The sequence below is a fragment of the Prolixibacteraceae bacterium genome (assembly GCA_019720755.1).
GTDB lineage: Bacteria > Bacteroidota > Bacteroidia > Bacteroidales > Prolixibacteraceae > Halosquirtibacter > Halosquirtibacter laminarini.
The window spans coordinates 2,134,264-2,156,406 of the sequence record CP081303.1; the positions used below are offsets into that span (position 1 = coordinate 2,134,264).

Annotated in this window: 16 protein-coding genes and 1 riboswitch; of the genes, 11 read left to right on the forward strand and 5 right to left on the reverse strand. The window is 37.7% G+C overall.

What is annotated here, in order from left to right:
• Positions 1-843: 843 nt before the first annotated feature.
• A complete protein-coding gene (locus tag K4L44_08530; GenBank protein QZE15862.1) occupies positions 844-3,069 on the reverse strand; it encodes a hypothetical protein in 2,226 nt (741 codons plus the stop codon).
• A 52-nt stretch (positions 3,070-3,121) separates the two neighbouring features.
• On the opposite strand from K4L44_08530, the gene K4L44_08535 reads away from it, so the two are divergent.
• On the forward strand, positions 3,122-3,559 hold the full coding sequence (locus tag K4L44_08535; protein QZE15863.1) for a hypothetical protein: 438 nt from the start codon (positions 3,122-3,124) through the stop codon (positions 3,557-3,559).
• Positions 3,502-4,113 (forward strand): IS630 family transposase, encoded by a 612-nt coding sequence (locus K4L44_08540; GenBank protein ID QZE15984.1) that lies wholly within the window; start codon positions 3,502-3,504, stop codon positions 4,111-4,113. The genes K4L44_08535 and K4L44_08540 overlap by 58 nt, the downstream gene beginning before the upstream one ends.
• 531 nt (positions 4,114-4,644) lie before the next feature.
• Here the strand turns inward: K4L44_08540 and K4L44_08545 are convergent.
• Positions 4,645-5,094, reverse strand: coding sequence for a hypothetical protein (locus K4L44_08545; GenBank protein ID QZE15864.1), 450 nt, complete (start codon positions 5,092-5,094; stop codon positions 4,645-4,647).
• A gap of 127 nt (positions 5,095-5,221) precedes the next feature.
• Positions 5,222-10,234, reverse strand: a complete 5,013-nt coding sequence (locus K4L44_08550; GenBank protein QZE15865.1) for an HYR domain-containing protein — start codon at positions 10,232-10,234, stop codon at positions 5,222-5,224.
• A gap of 299 nt (positions 10,235-10,533) precedes the next feature.
• A riboswitch (cobalamin riboswitch) is annotated at positions 10,534-10,778 on the forward strand.
• A 169-nt stretch (positions 10,779-10,947) separates the two neighbouring features.
• On the opposite strand from K4L44_08550, the gene K4L44_08555 reads away from it, so the two are divergent.
• The 9 genes from K4L44_08555 to K4L44_08595 are packed head-to-tail and all read left to right on the forward strand — an operon-like array spanning position 10,948 to position 19,229.
• Positions 10,948-12,423, forward strand: coding sequence for a cobyric acid synthase (locus K4L44_08555; protein QZE15866.1), 1,476 nt, complete (start codon positions 10,948-10,950; stop codon positions 12,421-12,423).
• A gap of 6 nt (positions 12,424-12,429) precedes the next feature.
• Positions 12,430-13,458 carry an aminotransferase class I/II-fold pyridoxal phosphate-dependent enzyme gene (locus tag K4L44_08560; protein ID QZE15867.1) on the forward strand — a complete coding sequence of 343 codons (1,029 nt, stop codon included), beginning with the start codon at positions 12,430-12,432 and terminating at the stop codon, positions 13,456-13,458.
• A complete protein-coding gene (gene cbiB / locus K4L44_08565; GenBank protein ID QZE15868.1) occupies positions 13,445-14,395 on the forward strand; it encodes an adenosylcobinamide-phosphate synthase CbiB in 951 nt (316 codons plus the stop codon). Before K4L44_08560 ends, cbiB begins: the two co-directional genes overlap by 14 nt.
• Positions 14,392-15,465, forward strand: coding sequence for a nicotinate-nucleotide--dimethylbenzimidazole phosphoribosyltransferase (cobT, locus tag K4L44_08570; GenBank protein QZE15869.1), 1,074 nt, complete (start codon positions 14,392-14,394; stop codon positions 15,463-15,465). The genes cbiB and cobT overlap by 4 nt, the downstream gene beginning before the upstream one ends.
• Positions 15,466-15,476: 11 nt before the next feature.
• Positions 15,477-16,241, forward strand: coding sequence for an adenosylcobinamide-GDP ribazoletransferase (locus K4L44_08575; GenBank protein ID QZE15870.1), 765 nt, complete (start codon positions 15,477-15,479; stop codon positions 16,239-16,241).
• 12 nt (positions 16,242-16,253) lie between these two features.
• On the forward strand, positions 16,254-16,841 hold the full coding sequence (locus K4L44_08580) for an alpha-ribazole phosphatase family protein (protein ID QZE15871.1): 588 nt from the start codon (positions 16,254-16,256) through the stop codon (positions 16,839-16,841).
• A gap of 8 nt (positions 16,842-16,849) precedes the next feature.
• Positions 16,850-17,359, forward strand: coding sequence for a bifunctional adenosylcobinamide kinase/adenosylcobinamide-phosphate guanylyltransferase (locus tag K4L44_08585; protein QZE15872.1), 510 nt, complete (start codon positions 16,850-16,852; stop codon positions 17,357-17,359).
• Positions 17,360-17,365: 6 nt separating this feature from the next.
• Positions 17,366-17,929 (forward strand): cob(I)yrinic acid a,c-diamide adenosyltransferase, encoded by a 564-nt coding sequence (locus tag K4L44_08590; protein QZE15873.1) that lies wholly within the window; start codon positions 17,366-17,368, stop codon positions 17,927-17,929.
• Between the two features lie 4 nt (positions 17,930-17,933).
• On the forward strand, positions 17,934-19,229 hold the full coding sequence (locus K4L44_08595) for a cobyrinate a,c-diamide synthase (GenBank protein QZE15874.1): 1,296 nt from the start codon (positions 17,934-17,936) through the stop codon (positions 19,227-19,229).
• 296 nt (positions 19,230-19,525) lie between these two features.
• On the opposite strand, the gene K4L44_08600 is transcribed toward K4L44_08595, so the two are convergent.
• Both K4L44_08600 and K4L44_08605 read right to left on the reverse strand, forming a co-directional pair.
• Positions 19,526-20,026, reverse strand: a complete 501-nt coding sequence (locus tag K4L44_08600; GenBank protein ID QZE15875.1) for a sigma-70 family RNA polymerase sigma factor — start codon at positions 20,024-20,026, stop codon at positions 19,526-19,528.
• Between the two features lie 1,582 nt (positions 20,027-21,608).
• The gene (locus K4L44_08605; GenBank protein QZE15876.1) at positions 21,609-22,061 is read right to left on the reverse strand and encodes a DUF4293 domain-containing protein; all 453 of its coding nucleotides are present in this window, start codon (positions 22,059-22,061) and stop codon (positions 21,609-21,611) included.
• Positions 22,062-22,143: the final 82 nt, after the last annotated feature.

Genomic DNA, 22,143 nt, shown 5'->3' on the forward strand with positions numbered 1-22,143 from the left:
CCTATAAGTATAAGAAGTATTAATGGAATAATAAACAGGAGTACTGTTATTTAGAATCCCACATATCTTGTGGAGAAATATACAAGGAGATACAAACCACACAAATAATTATATATCAAACCATTACAATAACAACATATCCTACACAACACTCTTGCTAATCTCAAACACAGATGGAGAACAGGTAACATAAAGGCAGATACACCGAAGAACTATTTTTTAAAATATATTCTTTCTTTTTTGAATAAAACAGCAACAAATAACTCCTATACTTTCACCCATCATGAACAAGTAATCATTCATCAAATCATTAAATATAGATAAATACAAATAGTTAATTCAAAGAATATATAAATGTAATCAAACGTTATAACATCGAGTTAAACATAGTACTAGTTGTGAAAAAAGAATAAATAACAATACTCTCAATAAAGGGTATGACCTAAATTCACCTCCATATTTATCATTTTTTCAATAGGATTCATTGAATAAAAATCACAACGCAAACTTTCAATGAAAAGAACTTTTCGTCACGAATTGATTCAATGCATTTAGATCTCTAAACAACTGTACTTAGAAATAGATAAGAAGACAAAGATTTTGTTTAGCTCCCCCCTTTTGACTAAAAACTAGATATTTCATTCCTAGACTATTGGTACGAGTATCTTGACCGATTGTTGTTTGATAGGAGTAAATCGAATCATCCCAGGTATCGCATGAAACACGATAAAGATAACAGACGAAGACTAGAAACAGTCATAATCACATAATGATCAAGCATGTACTTTTTTGAAACAACACTTGAGAACAGACAGTATAAAATTACCAGTCCTTTGATAATCGTTAAAACATAATCCTTAAAGGGCGTGGTTTCCCTTTTACATGATATTGGATTACATTAGACTCAAAGGTTGTGGGCACTGCATCCGTTCCTTTAACTTGGACTTGATACGTCCCTGCACTCATTTCAGGAAAAACGGCACTATAATAGGGGTTTTCTGTCGTTGGGGCAGTAAATAAAATATCGCTTCTTTCGACAGAGTTAACAAAACAAAGAAGAGAAAGAGAGGGACTTCCATCCGTGATATTTAAGACTAACTCTCGACTATTTCCTTCACAATAAGAGGCCTCAGTGGCTCCACTACCATCAGATAAATTTAAAACCACAGGATCATTATCGACAATAGAGATCACACTACTAGCAATACTTAGTTTGGCAAGACTGTTATTGGCAATACGTACGGTGAAAGACTCTGGTGCTTCGTGTGTCGCATCATCTAACAGATCGATTTGAATGGTTTTCTTTATCGAACCACTAGGAATCACAAGATGAACCAATGATTCTGCAAACTGAAAATCATTCCCTTCTATCGCTGCCCCCTCTCCAACTATTGGCTCCAGAATTAGATCGAACGACAAATCACTCGAAAGAGATTCAGACAATACCACGTCAAAATCAATAGTGGTTCCCTCTACCCCACTGAGGGTACTAGAAGTTCCCAAGCAAGCCGACAGAAATACCTTATCAGACTGATAGATCTTTGGTGTTTCACCATCACACCCATAGGCAGCATCTACATAGTAAAGGCCACTCGATGACGGGGTAAAACTAGATGCAGTTTCCCCAACAATTGGATTGTCATCTTGATACCATGTGTAACTCCAACCATGATGAGGATTTTGAATCACTAAATCGACATTATCAGCACAAGCCTCTACAGCCCCTTCCAATTTAATATAAGGGTTTAAAATAGGACGAATACCGAATCCTGAAAAATAACCAGCAGCACCTATATTGCCACTCACGATGTAAAGAGCGACATTCACAGGATCTTGATTGCTATTTTCAACTAGAAAATTATCATTCGTTGTCACCTCATAAGAAAAAGTGTACCATCCACTAGTGCCTACAGAAACATAATCGGCATCAACTAAAGGGACTCCATTAATCTCGACAAACTTACTTCTCGTCGCCCCTTTGATCATGGCATTGATCGTACTAGTATTCGGATTTTCAAGCTCTTTCGCAGAAGGAATCGTCACCTTCCATCCTGTAGAACATTTCAGTGGAGGAATAAAGCTCATTCCTGTTGTTTGGGATTTATCGGGAGCTCCCGATATAGTTTGATAGGCATATATTGGCTTGGATGAAGTAAGATAGATCGCAGGAAGCAGCGTGGTTATTGCACCATGTTGCTCATATATTTCAGAACCTAATCGCAAATAGTCCCCCTTCTTAGAAATGGTATGGTGCACAGTTGTTCCATTTGACTCATATTCGACGACCGTATTATCCTCTGTTGCAATTAAAATAACACTCTCCCCCTTTGCAGTATTTGATCCATAAATCCCCTGCCCTTTGATAAAGATATACTTGTCTCCGATCACTTCTGCAGGGACAATTTGGTCGAAACCAATATCTCTCGCTTTTCCACTGTGAGGACTCGCAGACCATGAACCACTATTCACTACAACAGGTTTGGAAGAGGTAACCTCTGTTCCACTAGGCGAATCAAAATCATCCCCTAGAGACAACGAAGTACTGGCAATATTATAACCTAAGGTCACCGTCTGACCACTATTTAATGTACATTGATATCCAGAAGTCATATCACCGGTCCATTCAGTTTTCTTATTTTCTGAACCACTAAACCAATCAAAAGTGTCATTATGTACTCTAACAACAGTACCGTCTTCGGTAGCCATAATGGAAAAAAAGTTTGAATTATTGTCCTTATGACCGGAAAATACATTTCTCATAAAACCTAAAAAGAATTGTTTTCCAATTCCAACCTCTCCTTTGGAAGTCAAACTTGCTCCTTGATTATTGGTCTCAATACGAACATTGACAAAGAACTCATGATCTCCCTCCACAAATAAACCTTTATTGTCCTTCACGACACCTCTATCCTCTTGTAAAACAAATAAACGTTGTTTCAAAGAGTGATCTTGAAGATACTGTAGGACGGTATTGGGAACGGTATAGGATTTTGACTCCGTGGAAGACAAATCATGAATCGTAATAATTTCGTTTCTCTGACCATCACGAATAGTTAAGTAAGTCCACATAATTACAGATAGTTTTTTTTCATGATTAAAATAGATGTTGTTTCTTTGAGACATGCGATATATAAAGTTAACACAGGATGCAGTTCTAAAACTAACTGCTCTATATGAACATTCAGACAACAAGGTGGAAAGAATGCGTTCACATTGCCTATTACTGTCCAATAGTCACTATTCTATGGTTGATATTTCAAGGATAATGGGAATATCTGTCATTACAGTATCACGTCTATTTGACAAGTGGTTAGAATATAATTTTGATGCACTTAGGATTAAACAAGGAAGAGGAGCAAAGTGTAAATTAGCTGGATTCGATGATATAATCAAAGATTTAGTAAAAACAAATAATCGTAATCTATCTTATATACTTCATCATTTGAAAGAACATTATAATCTTACCATTTCAAAAGAGACTTTAATACGTTTTTTAAAAAGATCGGGTATGTATGGAAACGAGTCCGGCGATCACTCAAGACAAAACGGAATGATATAGACTTCCAACTAAAGCAACATCAACTAACAGAATTACGTAAGTGTGAGGATTCAGGATACTTAGATTTATATTTCGTTGATGAAAGTCACTTTAGTCTAACTCCTTATGTTCCATATGCATGGCAGGACAAGAAGAGTCAAATATTACTTCCGTCATCAAGAAGTAAAGCTCTTAATGTTATAGGAGCAATGAATCGTAAAAATGAGATATTTTATGAAGTACATGAAACAACAATTAATAGTGATATTTTGATCTCATTTATAGATAAGTTATGTAATCAGATAACAAAGAAAACAATACTAGTCCTTGATAATGCGCCTATTCATAGATCCAAAAAATTTAAAGCAAAAATAGAAGAATGGAATGCTTTAGATCTTTATATCTATTTTATTCCTCCATATTCTCCAGAACTTAATATCATAGAAATACTTTGGAAACACATCAAATACTTTTGGCTTGAGTTTAAAGCATATGAAAGCTACAATTCTCTGAAAAAATGTCTATTGGAAACACTAGGAGCATTTGGTTTAGAACATACCATTAATTTTGCATGAGTACTTACATCAAAAGGAGTCGATTCATTGGTAGAAAAATATAGCGTAAAGTGTCCTTCGGAATCTGAATTACCATAAACAGTTCCGTAAAAAGGAGGAATATAGTGTATCTTCGACTGCTGCCCTTTCACTAGATAAGAAAAGAGAGATAGGATAAGCAAGATCTTTACTTTTAAGGTCATATTTCCACTAACATTAATTGCCACAAATCAAAGATATTAAATCTAACAATACTATTTTATTGTTAAATACAATAAAAGATTATTTATATATATTTCACAAACTAACCTTAGAGTAATAAGAATGTTTAACTTTAAGTTAACATAAAAACAAACCGCTTTTTGAATTAAATAGAGCAATCATATGGAAACCAATTAGTAAGCCCAACATAGCAGTATACTAGCAAATAAAAACACATATAAACCATAACATACCAACACATTAACTATCTCATAGAGATAAATTTGAATACATTCAATACAGACGTTTTCATTTGGGATTTATCTCTTTTACAGGGCTTGTTCATGAAATTTAAGCAGCGAAGACATCGTGTATTTTATCAGTATTGTGCACAAGTTCTTCTCTTAAAATATTTAAGTTGTTGTAACTATTTATTTCCATTAACTTACTGCATATAAATAACATAATAGAGGATATCGATTTTTGCAATCCATGATCTAAAGACTTTAATTTGTCTTCTCCAAAATTAACATCACGAATACGATTCATTATTTCTATTTTCCAATGACCTCTAATAGCTCCAGCAATTTCATCGATTTTCCCATTATAATTTGTGATATAATATCGTGTTTCTGTACTCCTTTTATCTCTCTTTACATTATAACTCTCTCTTGTCACTTTAATCATATTACATATGCCACTATTACACCATCTAGGATCTAACATTTCTGTATTTATTGGGTATATTTCGTACTTCCTAGAGTCTATTCTTCCATGTGACTTGTCTATTTCTGTCATCATATCATCTACTTTTATATGATTGGATGGAACAATAATGATATAAAATCTCTCATTGAGAATCAAAAAGAGGAGGTGTCTATCGTTATCCAATAAACACCTCCTCTTTAAAAAACAGGAAGAAGCCCCCTTAGTCTTCTTTAATTTTAAGGCTATTTGGCTTCCCTTTCACATCGATTGGCAAGGAGTCTGATTCAGAAATAGTGCCACTCTCATCGGTCACTTTAACCTTTATTTGATGATCTCCTTTCGGAAGATGAAGCCAAAGCGCACTATAAACTCCTTTCGCATTCTTGCTAAATATGACATCGGGGAACAACAGCCCATCCAAATAAAAAGCAATGGTAGTGTTTCCGATACCTCCTTTAATATCCACTCCTAGCTCGCAACTTTCGCCCTCACATAACACCCTTGAACTCTTTTCTATAGATAGTTTTGGGGTTAACTCCATAATATGAATCGTAAAACTTATCTCTTTTCCTCTATTACCAGAAGCATCCGATGCTTCAAAAAGTATTAAGTGGGATCCGATACCGAAGCTACTTCCACTAGCAGCTCCAGAAGTTCTTGTCGGTAGTATTCGACCACCACAATTATCTAAATACATTGGGGTATTATAGAAAACTTCCCTTGCAGTGGCCCCTTTGGGAATACTATAGGTAAGATCCTCTTGTACAAACCCATCTAATTTTGGGGTAATGGTATCCTTAACAGTAATATGAGTAGAGCAACGACTACTTGCTCCGTTGGTATCAGTGACAACCAAGGTAACAGGAATATCCACTCCCAAATAGTCACAATTTAATACCACACTGCTTTGCGATCCCCATAGACTAGATTCTATCTTAAAGTCAAGGTCATCTCCATCCGGATCAGTAGAACCATTATCTAACAACCTTGCCTCTAAGACAGGATTTCCGCTTTTCGATAAATAGAAATCACGGACAGTCCCACAAACAGCCACAGGGATTCTATTGGTTCTACTAATAACAATCGTTATCCTTCCTACATTAGAGGTTTTAGATAGCTGTCCATCGAAAGCCAAGTCTTTAATTTGATATTCCACAACCACAGTCTCTTCGACACCATCTACAGGGGTTATCTTCAACAGTCCTTTTTCATAAGATACAGCTGCAGCACCACTTTTGGACACAATTGCAAAACTCTCTTTATCTATTGTAACCACTCCATCTCGATCTATATCATTTTGTAGAGGATCGATGGAAACTGGTGTCTTGTCATTTGTACTTATATGATCATCCACCACCTTTGGTCTAAAGTTATTATAATAACGCACAGAGACCTGACACTTGGCTGTCGAAGTTTGGTTGGACTGTTTTTGATCGGTTATTTTGTAGGTAAAGTTTTCATGTGGGATTGTAGGACTCAAAGCATATGTAGAAAAAAACTGTGCATCTGGTTCATATTCAAAAGTTCCATCTGAATTTAATTTTAAAGTCCCATGACGAACATCCTCCACCAAGGATACTGTCACCCCATCCCCAGTTTCTTCATCATTAGCTAAAACATTTGCAGATAATTTATGATAATCTAGTGAAGTTCGTTCTGAAATAGTATACATATCATCAATAGCTACAGGAACATCATCGACTTCTTTTACTGTAACAGTTACTGTAGCATTGCGAGTGCGATCCCCATCCGCATCAAAGAAATAGTACGTCAAAGTGTGGGTACCAGAATAGTGAGCTGAAGGGGTATACTTGAAATTTCCAGTCTTCCGATCAAATTCTATTTCAGAATCAGGGAAATCATAGCTTACAATTTTATAACCCTGAATTGGGATATCTCCTGGAGAATCATTTTCAGCAAAGGAGAAGCTTAGACTTTTTCCCTCATCTATACTTTTATAATCATCACGCGCGACAGGTGTCGAATCGTCATCTTCAATGACGGTTGTAAAGTTTGCATTGGGTAGTTCAACCAAAGAACTTGTGGTTGCAACACTTGCATAAAACATCTCATCACCCTCCTCTTCTGTATCCTGTATTGTTGGAATCGTAAAAGTGGCAGAAGTAGTCCCTCTAGGAATCGTTAATGAGGTGGTAGAAACTCTATAATCCTCACCTTTTTTGGCTGTGCCATCTAAATATCGAACTTGTACTGCCACATCTTGATCTACAGCGGAAGTTAAAGTGAGAGTCACTGTAATAATATCCCCCTCTTTTCCCTTCACTTCGGAGGCAAAAGTTAATTGCGGTTTGGCATCTGTATCAATAATAAACAGTGACACTTTACGATCATTCACTTGGGCCAAAGGACTGTCATCAAAAGTAAAATATAGCTTCTCCTGCGGCTCTTTTAGGCCATCTTCAAGAGTTGTTACTTCTGCAGTTCCTTCCGTGGCACCCTTAGGAATTGTAAAGGATCTTCTCGCAATGGCAACATAATCAGCGCCAGCGGTTGCAAAACCCTCGTCCGAAGAGGTCTCTGTTGCATAATGGCTAATATAGGTCGTATCCATCGGATATTCTAGGCGATATCTAATTTGTAAAGGTTCTCCCTCCCTTGCAGTCAGCACACTACTTGATGTCACATAAAACTGAGGTTTTCTTTCATCATCGACAATAGAAACCTGCTTTTCTCTCATCGCAGACAAAGAAGCTTCTACCACATTAGATAGACGTATTCCAAACGTCTCAGAAGACTCCACATCATAAAGCGCATCATTTAATACTCTGAAGTGAATCTCTTTCTCTTGTTCTTCTGGAGCAAAAGAGAGTGTCCCATCTATCGCTTGGTAGTCTTCTCCACGTTTTGCAGTTTTGTCTACAAAGGCATAGTCTACTGATATAGCATACCCACTCTTCTCTGCAAGCCGTATTTTCACAGTAATATCTTTACCTTCTGAGCCATCTTCATTAATCCCATCTTTCCAAGCATCATCCTCTAATTCCATCGTAAAAGTGGGTCTATTTAGATCATTATCTTTGATGGTCACCAAACAGGTTCCAATATTAACCTTGGCAACAGAGCATCGGGTAACACGTATGGCAAAAGTCTCATCAGGCTCTCGCATTGCGTCGTCTATCAAGTCAAATGAGATGGTCTTGGTTGTTTGATTTGCAGGAATCGTTAGCCCAGTAAGCGTTCCGATCACTTGAAAATCTTTTGTTCTTTGAGCAGATCCCTCTCCGGTAGTAGTCACCAACTCTAAGTCATAAGAGACATCTACAGGAATCGACTCAGAAAGAGAGACATGGACATCCAACCGCTCCCCCTCTTGTGCACTCTTAGAGGCCTCAACACTCAAACAAGGAGACAAAAATATAGGATCTGAAGGATATGTTTTAGAAGCCTTCCCATCACAATCTAAGATAGCCTCTACAGCATAGAAGCCACTCCCCGTGGTTGTATAACTAGGATCTTCAGCTCCAGCAATAACAGACTCATTCTTATACCAACGATAACGCCATCCAGGCTGGTTGTTTGCAACGACAATGCGTGTATTGGTACCACAGCTTTCCACCGCCCCATCTACTGCAAGTTCTGGCACCGTAAGGGGGCGTGTACCAAATCCAGAATAATAACCGGCAGAACCAACATTCCCACTCTCCCCATATAGTGCCACATTAATAGGATCCATATTAATATTCTCGATTACATAATCGTCATTCTTGTCGATATTATAAGAGAAAGCAAACCAATTGTCTACCCCCCCAATATTATAATACGTGATATCCGCAGGATCCACCTCTGAAGAGGAATTACGAATACGCAAGGATTTACTTTTTGTGGAACCTTTAATTACAGTATTTAGTCTTTGATCCTTATTTCTTCCTTCTCCTTCTGCCGCTCGGGCAAGTGGGATAGTAACTTTATAGTCAGAAGTACACTTTAATGGCGGGATAAAACTCATTCCATTGGTCTGTGGAGCCGTACTAGACCCTGTCATCGTTTGGTATACATATACAGGTTTGGTGGATGTGAAGTAGACTGATTGTCTTAAACTTGTCTTTTTTCTTCCATATATCTCAAAATCGAAAAAACAGGCATCTCCTTTATTATCAAAATGATGTGTTTTAAAAGGTTTCCCTTTATTATTATAGAATTTTACTTCAGTATTGGCTTCCGTGGCTATAACCATCACGTTTTCACCATGTTTTGTTTTATCCCCAAGCTCTCTATCTTTCCAATTCAATCTTTTATCTGTACATACATTCCCCTGGCCACGAACCAAGATATACTCAGATCCAACAATATTAGATGGAACAATTTGGTCAAATCCGATATCTCGTCGTGTATCATTATAGGTACTAGATGCCCATGATCCGGTATTCACGACAATAGGCTTGGTACTCTCAATCTCTGTTCCATTGGGAGCATCAAACTCATCACCATAATTGTAACTACCACGATAATTACTGGCATCATACCCCAAAGTAATGGTCTCTCCTTTATTAAAAAGGCGAGAATACTTATTTCCCCCTAAATTTGTCCAACCATCTAAACTGTTTTGATTTCTAGTAAACCAATTAAAATCTCTATCAGATATTGTCAATTCGGTGTTATTCTCCAATGCAATCATGGAGATAAAATGAGAGTTATTATTGTTATATGGAGAAAAGACAGATCTCATAAAACCTGCAAAGAAATGAGTTCCTGCTGCAATCATTCCTTTTGAAGTAAGACTTGCTCCTTGAGCTCTAGTAACAATACGCAAGTTCACAAAAAACTCATGATCCCCTTCTAGAATCAACCCTTTATTTTGTAATACCTTTCCACGATCGTTTTTCTTGACAAAAAGAGGCTGACTTAGAGATTCTTTTTTCAAAAACTCATATATCAAGGTAGGCACCTTATAAATATCAGAATTACTAGAAGAAAGTCCTTTAATTGTTTTTAAAACGGTTCCATCTCCACCACGAATGATTACATCAAATGGAGTAGTCTCGTTAGTAGATAAATAGATGGTAAAGTACCCCATAGAATCATATCCATCTGCAATATTCTTTTTAGCGAACTCTTTATCATATCTAGCTTTTTCGTTAAATCTAACATGATCATCAATAGAAACATTACCATAAAAAGGAGGAATATAGTGTTTTTTAGACAGTTGTGCTTTCCCTTCAAAATGAAAACATAGAAGTAGTATCAATAAAAGTGAACGAAATATAGTCTTCATGAATATATAATATGTTAATAAACCTCGACAAATATACATATTTTAATTAATTGATCTTGAAGGGCAAAAAAATCATAACAAATAGATCATGATAAACAGAAAAACAACAAACATTCGCATAACAGTTTTTTGATATGCATTAAGATAGTGACATGATGTAGTCAAGGCTATTTCCATCGATAAACAATGACTAAAATACAATAGAAACAAAAGAGCTTCTCTATTAAAGATTTCATTCAGGAGAAAGAGAACTGCAAACCTCTATTTGGCAATCATTTTAAAATTATGAATATAAAATGAAATATCTTTCAAAATAATTTTACCATCTTTGCAAGCAAGATAAAGGGAATTTGGAGTCAATACAGTTTTAACCGATTGATAAGCCAAAGCTGTTCCCGCAGCCGTAAATCTCAAAGATATCTGTGGACATTTCACCATAGATAGACACTTTCCTTGTTACATTCACGCCACTGTCCAAAGAGATGGGAAGGCAACAGGAAAAAGAGAGAAAGCCGGAAGACCTGAATCTTAATAATACAGTTATAAATTTAACTCTCGGGAGCTAGAGTTACTTTGTCCTTCTATATCTCTTTCTGGCTGGTCGAGAAAAAGAGAGTTGATCTCTTTTGCATCTCTACCCTTTTGCCGAATCTATTCATATTGATTGACAACAGTTCTCTCACTCCTACTAATGTCTGAATATAATTTACAGGATGAAGAAGTTAAGACCAATTATGTTGGTAGGCACGGGATCTGATGTCGGGAAAAGTATTGTAAATACAGCCATATGTAGAATACTCCTTCAGGATGGATATTCTCCTGCACCATACAAAGCACAAAATATGTCGCTCAATAGTTTCGCAACCCCTGATGGTTTCGAAATTGGTAGAGCACAAGCAGTACAGGCTGAAGCTTGTAGGATTGATTGCAATACGGATATGAACCCAATACTACTCAAACCTTCAGGCGAGAAGATGTCACAGGTAGTACTCAATGGGAAACCGATAGGTAATAGATCGGCTATAGAATATTTCAGAGATGGAAACAATAAGATTCTAGAAGAGGCTGCCCACGCTGCATTTGACAAGATCGCATCTCAATATAATCCTATTGTTCTAGAGGGGGCTGGTTCTATTTCGGAACTGAACTTACGTCATCGTGATATGACCAATATGGCCATGGCAGTCTATGCCGATGCAGCCACATATCTTGTTGCAGATATTGATAGAGGGGGGGTCTTTGGTAGTGTATATGGATCCATAGCACTTTTATCTACTGAAGAGAGAGCACAAATAGAAGGTATTATAATCAATAAGTTCAGAGGAGATATCACCCTTTTTGAGGAGGGACGCAAAATACTTCATGAGATCACTGGGGTGCCTGTCGTTGGGGTAATTCCTGCATACAAAGACATATATATAGAAGAGGAAGATTCCGTTTCACTTGCTTGTAAAGCCAAATATGCACAAGATGGGATGGTAAATATCGCAGTGATCCTACTGGATAAGATGGCCAACTTTACCGACTTCTCTGTTTTGGAGAGAGACGAGAGAGTAAATCTGTTTTACACAAACAACTTATTAGAGATTGACAAAGCAGATATTATCATTATTCCTGGATCGAAAAACACCCTAGCGGATCTGCAAGAGTTAAAAGAGAATGGGGTCGCAAAAGCAATTGTTGCAGCTCATCGCAATGGCAAAAGTGTCATTGGTATTTGTGGTGGATACCAAATGATGGGGCTAAGAATTCATGATCCAGAAGGTATTGAAGGCTCTATTGCACAACTCCCCGGTTTAGGGCTACTAGACATAGAAACCACCATGACGAATGAAAAAGTGACCACCCAAACGACCTTCCGATACAAACACTATGATACGGATTGTCATGGCTATGAAATCCATATGGGACGCGCTTCATTCGGAGAACAGGTATCTCCATTGAATCAGACACAAGAGGGACAAGAAGGAGTCATGAGCTCTGACAGATGTTGGGGTAGTTATATTCATGGAATCCTTGACAATCCAACAGTAATAGAAGATATTCTATCGCCTTATGTCGCAGAAAAGAGAGAAATTGAAGAGGATTATGCTACTTTTAAAGATCGACAATATGACCTTCTTGCAGATCATTTTAGAGAGTATCTAGACCTAGAGACAATATATAAATCAGTAACTAAAGAGAAGTAAAACACCATGCATTACGGTCACGGAGACGATAGTTATCGATTCGAAAAGGAGATTGTTGCCAACCATAGCACCAATATTTGGCCCAAAGGACCATCGAACGATCTCTTAAAACACCTTCAGCAAAACTTACATCTCATAGGGAGTTATCCCGAATGTTTTTCGGAGAGTCTGACTCAGAAATTGTCAGTAGAAAACAAAGTACCGATAGTGAATATTGGGGTGTTTAATGGTATCGCTGAAGCAATATACCTTATTGCTCAAAGCTACAGATCATGTCGGTCGATGATCGTGACTCCCACATTTTCTGAGTATGAAGATGCGACATCCAAATATTCTCACCAGATTACCTATATAGACGAGAATTCTTGCATAGAGAATACGATCTGTGGGCAAGATATTGTATGGATATGCAATCCAAACAATCCCACTGGAAAACTATATCCACAAGATATTTTATCCCAATGGATTGATCGCCATCCTAATACTCTCTTTGTGATAGATGAGGCTTATATGGATCTTGTCTATCCTTCACACTCCTTGGTAGAGAAGGTGCCAGCGTGCAAAAATCTAATTGTAATGCATAGTTTGACTAAGAATTATGCCATCCCAGGATTACGCTTAGGGGTGGTTTATGCATCCCAGGAGATATTAGAGCGGTTGCATGAGTTTCGTCCCCCATGGAGTGTCAATAGTATTGCAATAGAAGCTGGAAAATATCTAGTGGATCATCCGCCGTATGATAAGAATCAACTTCAAGAGTATCTTGAAGAGAGCAAGCGACTACAGCAGTTACTGAAACGGATCGATGGAATCAGCTTAATAGAGGGAGAGACAGGTTTCTTTACCCTAAAGACCCCTATAAAAAGCGATAAATTAAAATCTCTACTCATCACGAAATATGGTATTTTGGTTCGAGATGCATCCAATTTTAGAGGACTAAGCCCCTATCATATTCGGATCGCATCCCTGAATCGAACAAAGAACCTAAGATTAATCCAATCATTAACAGAAATACTAGATAATGATGAACATTGATATCATTCCTGTGATCATTCCTATCATGGCGTTGCTACTAGACTACGCACTAGGAGATCCTACTGGAATACCTCACCCTATCGTATCCTTTGGTAAAGCCATCTCTTGGGGAGAGAAGCGATGGAATAGAGGTAAAAATAGAGTATTGAAAGGGGGTGCCATGATTATAGGCTATTCCGCTATCTTATTTATTCTTTTGTTTACGATCTCTACGCTTCTGAAAGTCTATTGTCCTTGGGGTTATCTGATCTTTGCCACCTATTTCGTATGGATGGGGATAGCAAATAGAACCCTAGTAAAGGAGGGCAAAGCAGTCATTAAAAGACTAGACAACGAAGGGCTAAAGGCAGGACAAGAGCAATTAGCACGAATTGTAGGAAGAGACACATCCGTTCTTTCCGAACAAGAGATACGTCTTGCAACGCTAGAGACGCTCTCTGAAAATCTGAGTGATGGTGTGGTAGCCCCACTATTTTGGTACGCACTGCTTGGAGTACCTGGTATTATGGGATATAAACTGATTAACACCTTTGATTCGATGGTAGGATACAAAAACCATCGATATCTTCGTTTTGGACGTATTCCTGCCCAACTAGACGATATTGTAAATTATATACCAGCCCGCATCACCGCCTTTCTCATGTACCTAACGTGTGGCAAAACCAAGGTAGCCAAATCGATAAGGAAATATGCAAAGGCACATGCAAGTCCCAATGCAGGGTATCCTGAATCTGCCCTTGCTGGGATCCTTCAATGCCAATTTGGTGGACCCCATGAATATGGAGGAGTCATGGTAGACAAACCATTTATTGGAGACACTCATAAAAAGATCACAACCAAAGATTTAGAGATAACTTGCCGTGTGAATCACACTGTTTTTTGCATGACAATATCAATCATTATAGTTCTTGAAATTTTAAAGATAACCCTATTATGAAACCTAGCAACTTAAATATCAGCCCTGTCTCTAAAGAGATGGCAAATGCGCTTCGAGAGAAGCTTGATCAAAAAGCAAAGCCTATCCGTTCTCTTGGAAAGATGGAAGATATTGCATTGCGCATTGGATTGATCCAAAACACTCTGACTCCTCAACTGAATAAACCAACCATGTTTACGGTTGCTTCCGACCATCATGTGTGTGAAGAGGGTGTGAGTCCATGCCCCACAAAGATGACCTGGCAACAGTGTTTAAATTTCCTTGAACTAGGGGGTGGTATTGGTCTTTTTTGTAAGATGTATGGGTTCGATCTAAAAGTGGTGGACGCTGGAGTAGATTTCGATTTCGCCCCACACCCTAGATTGATTAATGCAAAAGTAAGAAAAGGATCTCGCAACATTCTTCATGAACATGCTATGACGATGAAGGAGTGTATGGAAGCCATCGAGAATGGAAGAAAAATGGTCAGAGAGTCTGCCAAAGAGGGGGTCAATGTCGTAGGATTTGGGGAGATGGGAATCGGAAATACCACCCCAGCCTCTGCCCTACTGTCGATCTTTACAAAGACAGACATCAAGGATTGTGTAGGACCTGGATCTGGATTAGATTCTAATGGGGTTTCGCACAAAGCCAATGTGATTACACAAGCATTCGAGAAACATGGTATCTCAGAAGATCCAATAGAGAACCTTGCTCGCTTTGGGGGTCTAGAGATCGCTACAATATGTGGAGGAATGCTTGAGGCAGCAGCACAAAAGATGGTGATTATTACCGATGGATTTATTACGACCTCAGCACTACTGGTTGCTTCAGAAATATATAAAGAGGTTTTAGACTATGCTTTTTTCTCCCATCAATCGGATGAGCAGGGACACTGCCTCATGATTGATCATATGCAAGGAGAGCCAATCCTAAATATGTCATTCCGTTTGGGAGAAGGTACAGGTGCCGCATGTTGTTACCCTATAATAAAAGGTTCGGTGACCATGTTGAACGAGATGACCACCTTCGAAGAGGCACAGGTTTTTAATACCGCAACTGCGAAGGTAGCTGCTTTTGAAAGTCATTAAACAACGTAGTTATGATTAAAACAGAGCTTTATCGCTTTCTTACTGTGTTATCCTATTTTACAAGAATACCAGTACCGAATTATCCATATAATCCAACCCACCTCTCTAGAGGGACAAGATATTTCCCATTTGTAGGTCTTATTGTTGGAACTATCGCGGCTTTGGTGGTCGCAATAGTGACCCAAATAGGACTAAGCCACGCTTTGGCTATACTTCTGAGTATGATTGTCTCCATTTGGGTTACAGGTGCATTTCATGAAGATGGATTTGCGGATGTATGCGATGGATTCGGTGGAGGATGGACCAAAGAGAAGATATTGACAATCATGAAAGATTCTGCAATAGGAGCATATGGAGCCATAGGAATCATGCTACTACTGGCATTAAAGTTCCTTCTACTTCGAGATCTGAACCCATCTACCCTATTACCTATATTAATCATGGGACATACTTGGAGTCGATTTAGCTCTGTTGCAATCATATACACCAGCATCTATACAAGAATGGACGACAGTTCGAAGTCAAAACCTTTGAGAGAGAATCGTATTTCGATAAAAGAGTTACTCATTGCATTCTCATTTACACTCATCCCTTGTATCTTTGTACCATGGCAGATGGTTTTATCCATGACAATACTTCCCTTCATAACCTCTTGGTTGTGTCGCCGATTCTTTTATAAATGGATCGGTGGATATACAGGAGATTGTCTTGGAGCCAACCAACAGCTTGTAGAGATAGCAATCTATTTATCTGCCGTATTATTTCAAACTATTTAGAATAAAAAAGAGATGAAAATAACGATTGTAAGACACACCCCACCAGAGGTGAAAGAGGGAGTATGTTATGGACAGACGGATCTTCACGTAGACCCTACATTCAAGAGTCACCTAGATCAAATTCAGTCCATGATTACCACAGACGAAAACACCCACTTCTTCACCAGTCCCCTGACTCGTTGTAAAGTGTTATGCAAAGCCATTGCTGGGGCCGATGCAGAGATCGTAGAAGACGATCGTTTGATGGAGCTTGATTTCGGCTCTTGGGAAAACAAAAAATGGAGCAACATTCCTGCGGATCAAATGCAAGAGTGGGGAAAAGACTATCTGAATAGCAAGGTGCATGGAGGAGAATCCATGATAGATCTAAACGAAAGAGTCACTGCATGGTGGAATGAATTGATCGAAAAACATTATAACGAAGAGGACGAAGACACAAACATTGTCATTTTTACTCACGCTGGAGTGATTCGCTCCGTTCTTCATATTCTACTGGAGATGCCTCTAAAAAAAGCATTCTCACTTGTAGTTAATTATGGTGGTATGGTCGAGATAAAAATGCTGGACAAACAGAATGCACAAATTGAATTTAAAAGATAATAGAGCCAATGGCTAAAATTCACTTTATTACAGGAGGACAACGTTCTGGCAAGAGTTCCTATGCACAAACGCTTGCCCTAGAGGCCTCTTCTAATCCAATCTATCTTGCCACATCTCGCATTTGGGATGAAGGACATAGAGAACGTATCGAAAGGCACCAGCGAGATAGAGGGGACGAATGGACCAATATCGAAGAGGAGAAGTATCTTTCGCAACACAATCTTCATGGTCGCGTTGTATTAATTGACTGTGTAACCCTTTGGCTTACAAACTTCTTCTTCGATCTCGAGAGCAATATCGAAGCATCTCTACAAGAGGCACAAAAGGAGTTTGACAAACTAATACAACAGGATGCTACATTTATCATTGTTAGTAATGAGATTGGCTTAGGCGGACATCCAACCAATGAGATACAGATGAAATTTACAGATCTGCAAGGCTGGATGAATCAATATATTGCCAAAAGAGCCGACCAAGTGACGATGATGGTCTCAGGCATTCCAATGAAAGTAAAATAGATACTTATGAGAATATATACAAAAACAGGCGATCAAGGAGAGACAGGAATATTTGGAGGAGACCGTGTTCCAAAAGACGACCTTCGCATTGAAACCAATGGAATCTTAGATGAGGCCAATTCTCAGATTGGATACCTGAGAGCAATGCTTGGAGAAGCGCACGATTGGCAAAAGAACTTACATCGTATTCAGAGAGATCTAATGTGTATGATGTCACATATTGCAACACCTGCAAACTGTACCAAGAAAAATATGAAACCCCACCCTGAAGATGGTGCTGACTTTTGTGAGAAATGGATCGAAGCACTACTAAAAGAGCTGCAAGAAGAGAAAGACTTCTTTCTTCTTCCTGGGGGCGACACCATATCTGCTACATGCCATTTGGCACGTACTAAGATACGCACTGCAGAACGTCGTCTTGTAACCCTATCAAAGGCAGAACCTAAACCAGTATATATTCATGGTTATCTAAATAGACTTTCAGATCTATTCTTTGTCCTAGCCAGAGTACAGATGAAAAAAGCTGGTGTGAAACCAGAGAAATTCGCATTATTAAGAAAAAAGGACTAAAATTATGGCATCATCTTTCGTTATTGCAGCTCCTCACAGTGGAAGTGGTAAAACAACCATTACCCTAGGACTCCTAAGGGCATTGCACAATAAGGGTAAAAAAGTTCAACCGTTTAAGGTAGGGCCCGACTATCTAGATACCACACACCATACGATAGCTGCACACCATACGAGTTATAACTTAGATCTTTTTATGTCTACAGAGGAGCATGTAAAGTCTACCTACCAGACCCACCAATCGACATCAGATGTGGCCATCACGGAAGGGGTCATGGGACTTTTTGATGGTGCAAAGAAGATGCAAGGAAGTACTGCCGCAGTAGCAGAACTACTCGACCAACCTATTGTTTTAGTCATGTCGGGAAAAGCGATGGCTTACTCTGCAGCACCACTTCTCTATGGACTTAAAAACTTCTACAAGAATATCAAAGTGGTGGGAGTTATATTTAATTTCGTAAAGACTGAAAGTCACTACCAGTTTCTTAAAGAGGCAGCAATAGATGCTGGTGTCACCCCTCTTGGGTATATCCCGCCAAACGAAGAGATACAGATATCTTCAAGACACCTAGGTCTTTCCATTGATCAAAAAACAGATTTCGACACACTTGCAAATAGTGCAGCTGAACATATTAGCAAGCATCTAGACCTTGAGAAGCTGTTGGAGATAACCCAATGCAGTACCCCTAGTCAAATTCACTCTCCTCAACCTAAGAATGAGAAGAAAGAACAGGTTATTGCTGTAGCAAAAGATGAAGCTTTTAACTTTATATATCCAGCAAATATTGCCCAATTATCAGAGAACTATCAGGTTGTATATTTTAGTCCAATACACGACAAGAAACTTCCTAAAGCAGATGCAATATACATTGCTGGAGGATACCCTGAACTATTCTTGGATTCGCTTTCACAAAATATAGAGATGAAACAAGAGATACGTCATTTTATCGAGCAAGAGGGGAAAGTATTTGCAGAATGTGGGGGGATGATGTATCTAGGAGAAGAGATTATTACCAAAGAAGGAAAGCATTATCAAATGTGTGGGATATTTCCCTATTCCACCACGATGCAAAAGATGAAACTACACCTTGGTTATCGAGACATTACCTACAACAAGACTAAAATCCGTGGTCATGAGTTTCATTACTCTCAATGTATTGAGCATAACCAAATCACTAAAGTAGGGGAAGTATATAATGCTCGAGGAGGAAAAGTAGATACTCCGATCTATCAATATAAAAACTGTCATGCGACCTATATTCACCTATATTGGGCTCATCTAAAAGATCTTTGGGTTCTTTAAAATAGATTTAATACTCTATTAAATACTCTTATTGGGGCATAGAGACGCTTTCACATTCTCTAAAAGGATAAATAAAAAGGCTCTCTTTCTTTAAGATAGAATGATGCCTATACGGGGAATACAGAACAAATAAGAAGATGCCCAATAGCTTAAAAACCATTGGGCATTTCTATATACTCGAACTAAATAATTTTCAATATTAAACGAATATACACAACGTACATTAGACTCTAAGTACATTCAAAAGGAGATTCACCTTGATTCTAAGTAGTATAAAATGATTCTTTCATTTTATACTATGCTCTTCTTTGAATCTGTTTGCTTAGATGCTTACGAGCAAAAAATATCCGACTTTTTACGGTACCTAAAGGTAGGTCCATCTTTTCAGCAATCTCTTTGTATTTATAACCTTGAATAAATAACAAAAAAGCATCTCGAATACCCTCTTTCATCTCCATGATCAATTTGTGAATCTCTTGGATACTCATCAACGTCTCTTGATCTTCATGTCCAGAAGAGCTTAGATTTCTGAAATAACTATATTGATCCGTATCGAAAAAGACTCTTTGGGTTGAATTTCTTCTATAATTATTGATAAAAGAGTTACGCATAATCGTAAAGACCCATGCTTTAAAATTTGTATTGGTACGATATTGTCCCTTATACTTCCATGCCTTTAAAAAAGTCTCCTGGATAAGATCTTCAGATCCTTGATGACATTTCGTTAATTTCAATGCAAAGTTATATAGATGTGGCCTCAATTCTACTAAATTCTGTTCAAAGATTAAGTTCTCCATAGTCTAAGATTTAATATAATAATTGTGTTGTTGTCATTCGTTTCACTGTCTCTAATACAATCAATTACACGACTTGTTTCAATTGCTAATGTTAAAAAAAAAGACATTTTTTTAAGACTTAATTATCTCAACATAAATTTTTAAGACCATTAGTCATGAATAAAACACTAAATCATATTTTTTCAACCTATATATAAATAGTCACTTAGAGGAGTATAGATGTTCAACAAAAAAAATTGCCCATAACAAAAAACATCGATAAATAAGGAGGTTACACGAATGAAGTGCCTATATTAGTAGGAACAAAACATCAGACTCTTGAGGATACTTTTAAGAAAACAATAAGAATACTTTAACATACTTTCTGAGTATAATCTTTTTAACACATAGCAATGATAGGTCGTTATTTTTTGTATATAGATAATAATAAAACAGTAGTATCAAACAAGTTAAAAAGAACAAGAAAAAAAATCACTACAAAAAACTCAATATTTCAACGACAACTCATTAATAAGACGACTAATACATAACGTCAAAACACTTATCATAATCAAGTAGCATCACTGTGTTCATTATTTAAAATCATGAACACTATTTGCAATCATGTAAAAGGAATATTGCAGTGCACCAATTTGGTGGAACAATCTTTTATCAAGTTATGAAAGCATAGAATAAGCGTGTCAATACACTCTTTAGTGTCCCTATAGAACAGTATTTAATTAACACCTGATTGTCCCCTATTTTGTCCATAAACTACTCATATCTAATTCATGCTTCAACCACCGAATCGATGGAAAATCGGTGGACAAACCATGGAGCAAGGATGGACAAACCATGGACAAAGTACGAATGAAACCATATTCAACTAGTTTTCATCGCATACAAATACCCTGTCATCGGATGACAAACAAGACAGAAAGAGGTAGGCACTAGCCTTAAATATACCATTGAGAGTAAATGTTGGAATAAAATAAAAGCAATATTAAATAAAAGAAGAGACTTATGAATGGAACAATAAAACCTATATAAGACTCTAACTTAAAAATATATTACATATTTTCTATAGGAGTCTCTACGATGGATACAACAATTATTGACATGGCTATTTATTGCGACAACTCCTGTACTTCGAAAAAGGTCCCTGAGCCTGTCGAAGGGCTCAACAACCAAATATCGAAAAAGGTCCCTGAGTTTATTGAAAGGTAATAACCAATCACTCCTGTACTTCGAAAAGGTCCCTGAGCCTGTCGAAGGGCTCAACAACCAAATATCGAATGGCTTCATGATTATACTAGACTCGTGCAATATATACCGTATCCAATATATGGTAACAATCAACAGAAGCAGGAACTTCCTATCTCCCAAGAGTTGAAGCATCGATTGGGTGATTTTAAATAGTATTGCTTTATCCATGTGCGAACATCAAAAAACATCGCCTAATCAGATATGAAAGCCTTGTTCTATGATATTTACAGATACCACACCGTAAAACAGCATAAAAAAAGTGCTTATTGTATGATATGTCCCAAAGACAATTCACACAATAAGCACTTTAATAAAATATGGTTTCTATAGATTCGATCTATCGAATACGATCCGCAGCTCGAACCAATGCTTCATCACGACCAATACCACGAATAGCCAAATAGTCGAAAATAAAGGATACCAATGGAAAGGCAATCACATGATTTAGAGAGAAATCTCCATCAATAAGGGTGCTTACAGAGTATGCATAAAAATAGATCACCCCCATCAAACCTAGCTTCAGAATCATATTAATTACAGTCATTCGAATCTGAATCACTCTTTTCTTATACATAAAGATAGTTACCAACGAAAGAAGAATGATCAATACGACAAAACTAAGAAGGGGAATCATCGATGCTCCAGAAATCTCCAACTGAGGAGTCACTCCTGTTAGATACATTTCATAAGTTGCGCTGGCCCCTTTTAACCATGCCAAACATGGAAAAAAAAGACTCGCCATAAACAGTGCAGAGACTAAAAGAAATAAACTCTGTATTCTTTGAATCATAACAAAATACTTTACATGTTTTCTCCTCCCTATTCGATAGAATAAGGAGGGTATATCTATTGTTTGTTCAAATGAACAAATA

Coding starts and splice junctions, on each gene's coding strand:
- K4L44_08530 (QZE15862.1), bottom strand. CDS start 3,069: ATGTGGACTTACTTAACTATTCGTGATGGTCAGAGAAACGAAATTATT.
- K4L44_08535 (QZE15863.1), top strand. CDS start 3,122: ATGCGATATATAAAGTTAACACAGGATGCAGTTCTAAAACTAACTGCT.
- K4L44_08545 (QZE15864.1), bottom strand. CDS start 5,094: ATGATGACAGAAATAGACAAGTCACATGGAAGAATAGACTCTAGGAAG.
- K4L44_08550 (QZE15865.1), bottom strand. CDS start 10,234: ATGAAGACTATATTTCGTTCACTTTTATTGATACTACTTCTATGTTTT.
- K4L44_08555 (QZE15866.1), top strand. CDS start 10,948: ATGAAGAAGTTAAGACCAATTATGTTGGTAGGCACGGGATCTGATGTC.
- K4L44_08560 (QZE15867.1), top strand. CDS start 12,430: ATGCATTACGGTCACGGAGACGATAGTTATCGATTCGAAAAGGAGATT.
- cbiB (QZE15868.1), top strand. CDS start 13,445: ATGATGAACATTGATATCATTCCTGTGATCATTCCTATCATGGCGTTG.
- cobT (QZE15869.1), top strand. CDS start 14,392: ATGAAACCTAGCAACTTAAATATCAGCCCTGTCTCTAAAGAGATGGCA.
- K4L44_08575 (QZE15870.1), top strand. CDS start 15,477: ATGATTAAAACAGAGCTTTATCGCTTTCTTACTGTGTTATCCTATTTT.
- K4L44_08580 (QZE15871.1), top strand. CDS start 16,254: ATGAAAATAACGATTGTAAGACACACCCCACCAGAGGTGAAAGAGGGA.
- K4L44_08585 (QZE15872.1), top strand. CDS start 16,850: ATGGCTAAAATTCACTTTATTACAGGAGGACAACGTTCTGGCAAGAGT.
- K4L44_08590 (QZE15873.1), top strand. CDS start 17,366: ATGAGAATATATACAAAAACAGGCGATCAAGGAGAGACAGGAATATTT.
- K4L44_08595 (QZE15874.1), top strand. CDS start 17,934: ATGGCATCATCTTTCGTTATTGCAGCTCCTCACAGTGGAAGTGGTAAA.
- K4L44_08600 (QZE15875.1), bottom strand. CDS start 20,026: ATGGAGAACTTAATCTTTGAACAGAATTTAGTAGAATTGAGGCCACAT.
- K4L44_08605 (QZE15876.1), bottom strand. CDS start 22,061: ATGATTCAAAGAATACAGAGTTTATTTCTTTTAGTCTCTGCACTGTTT.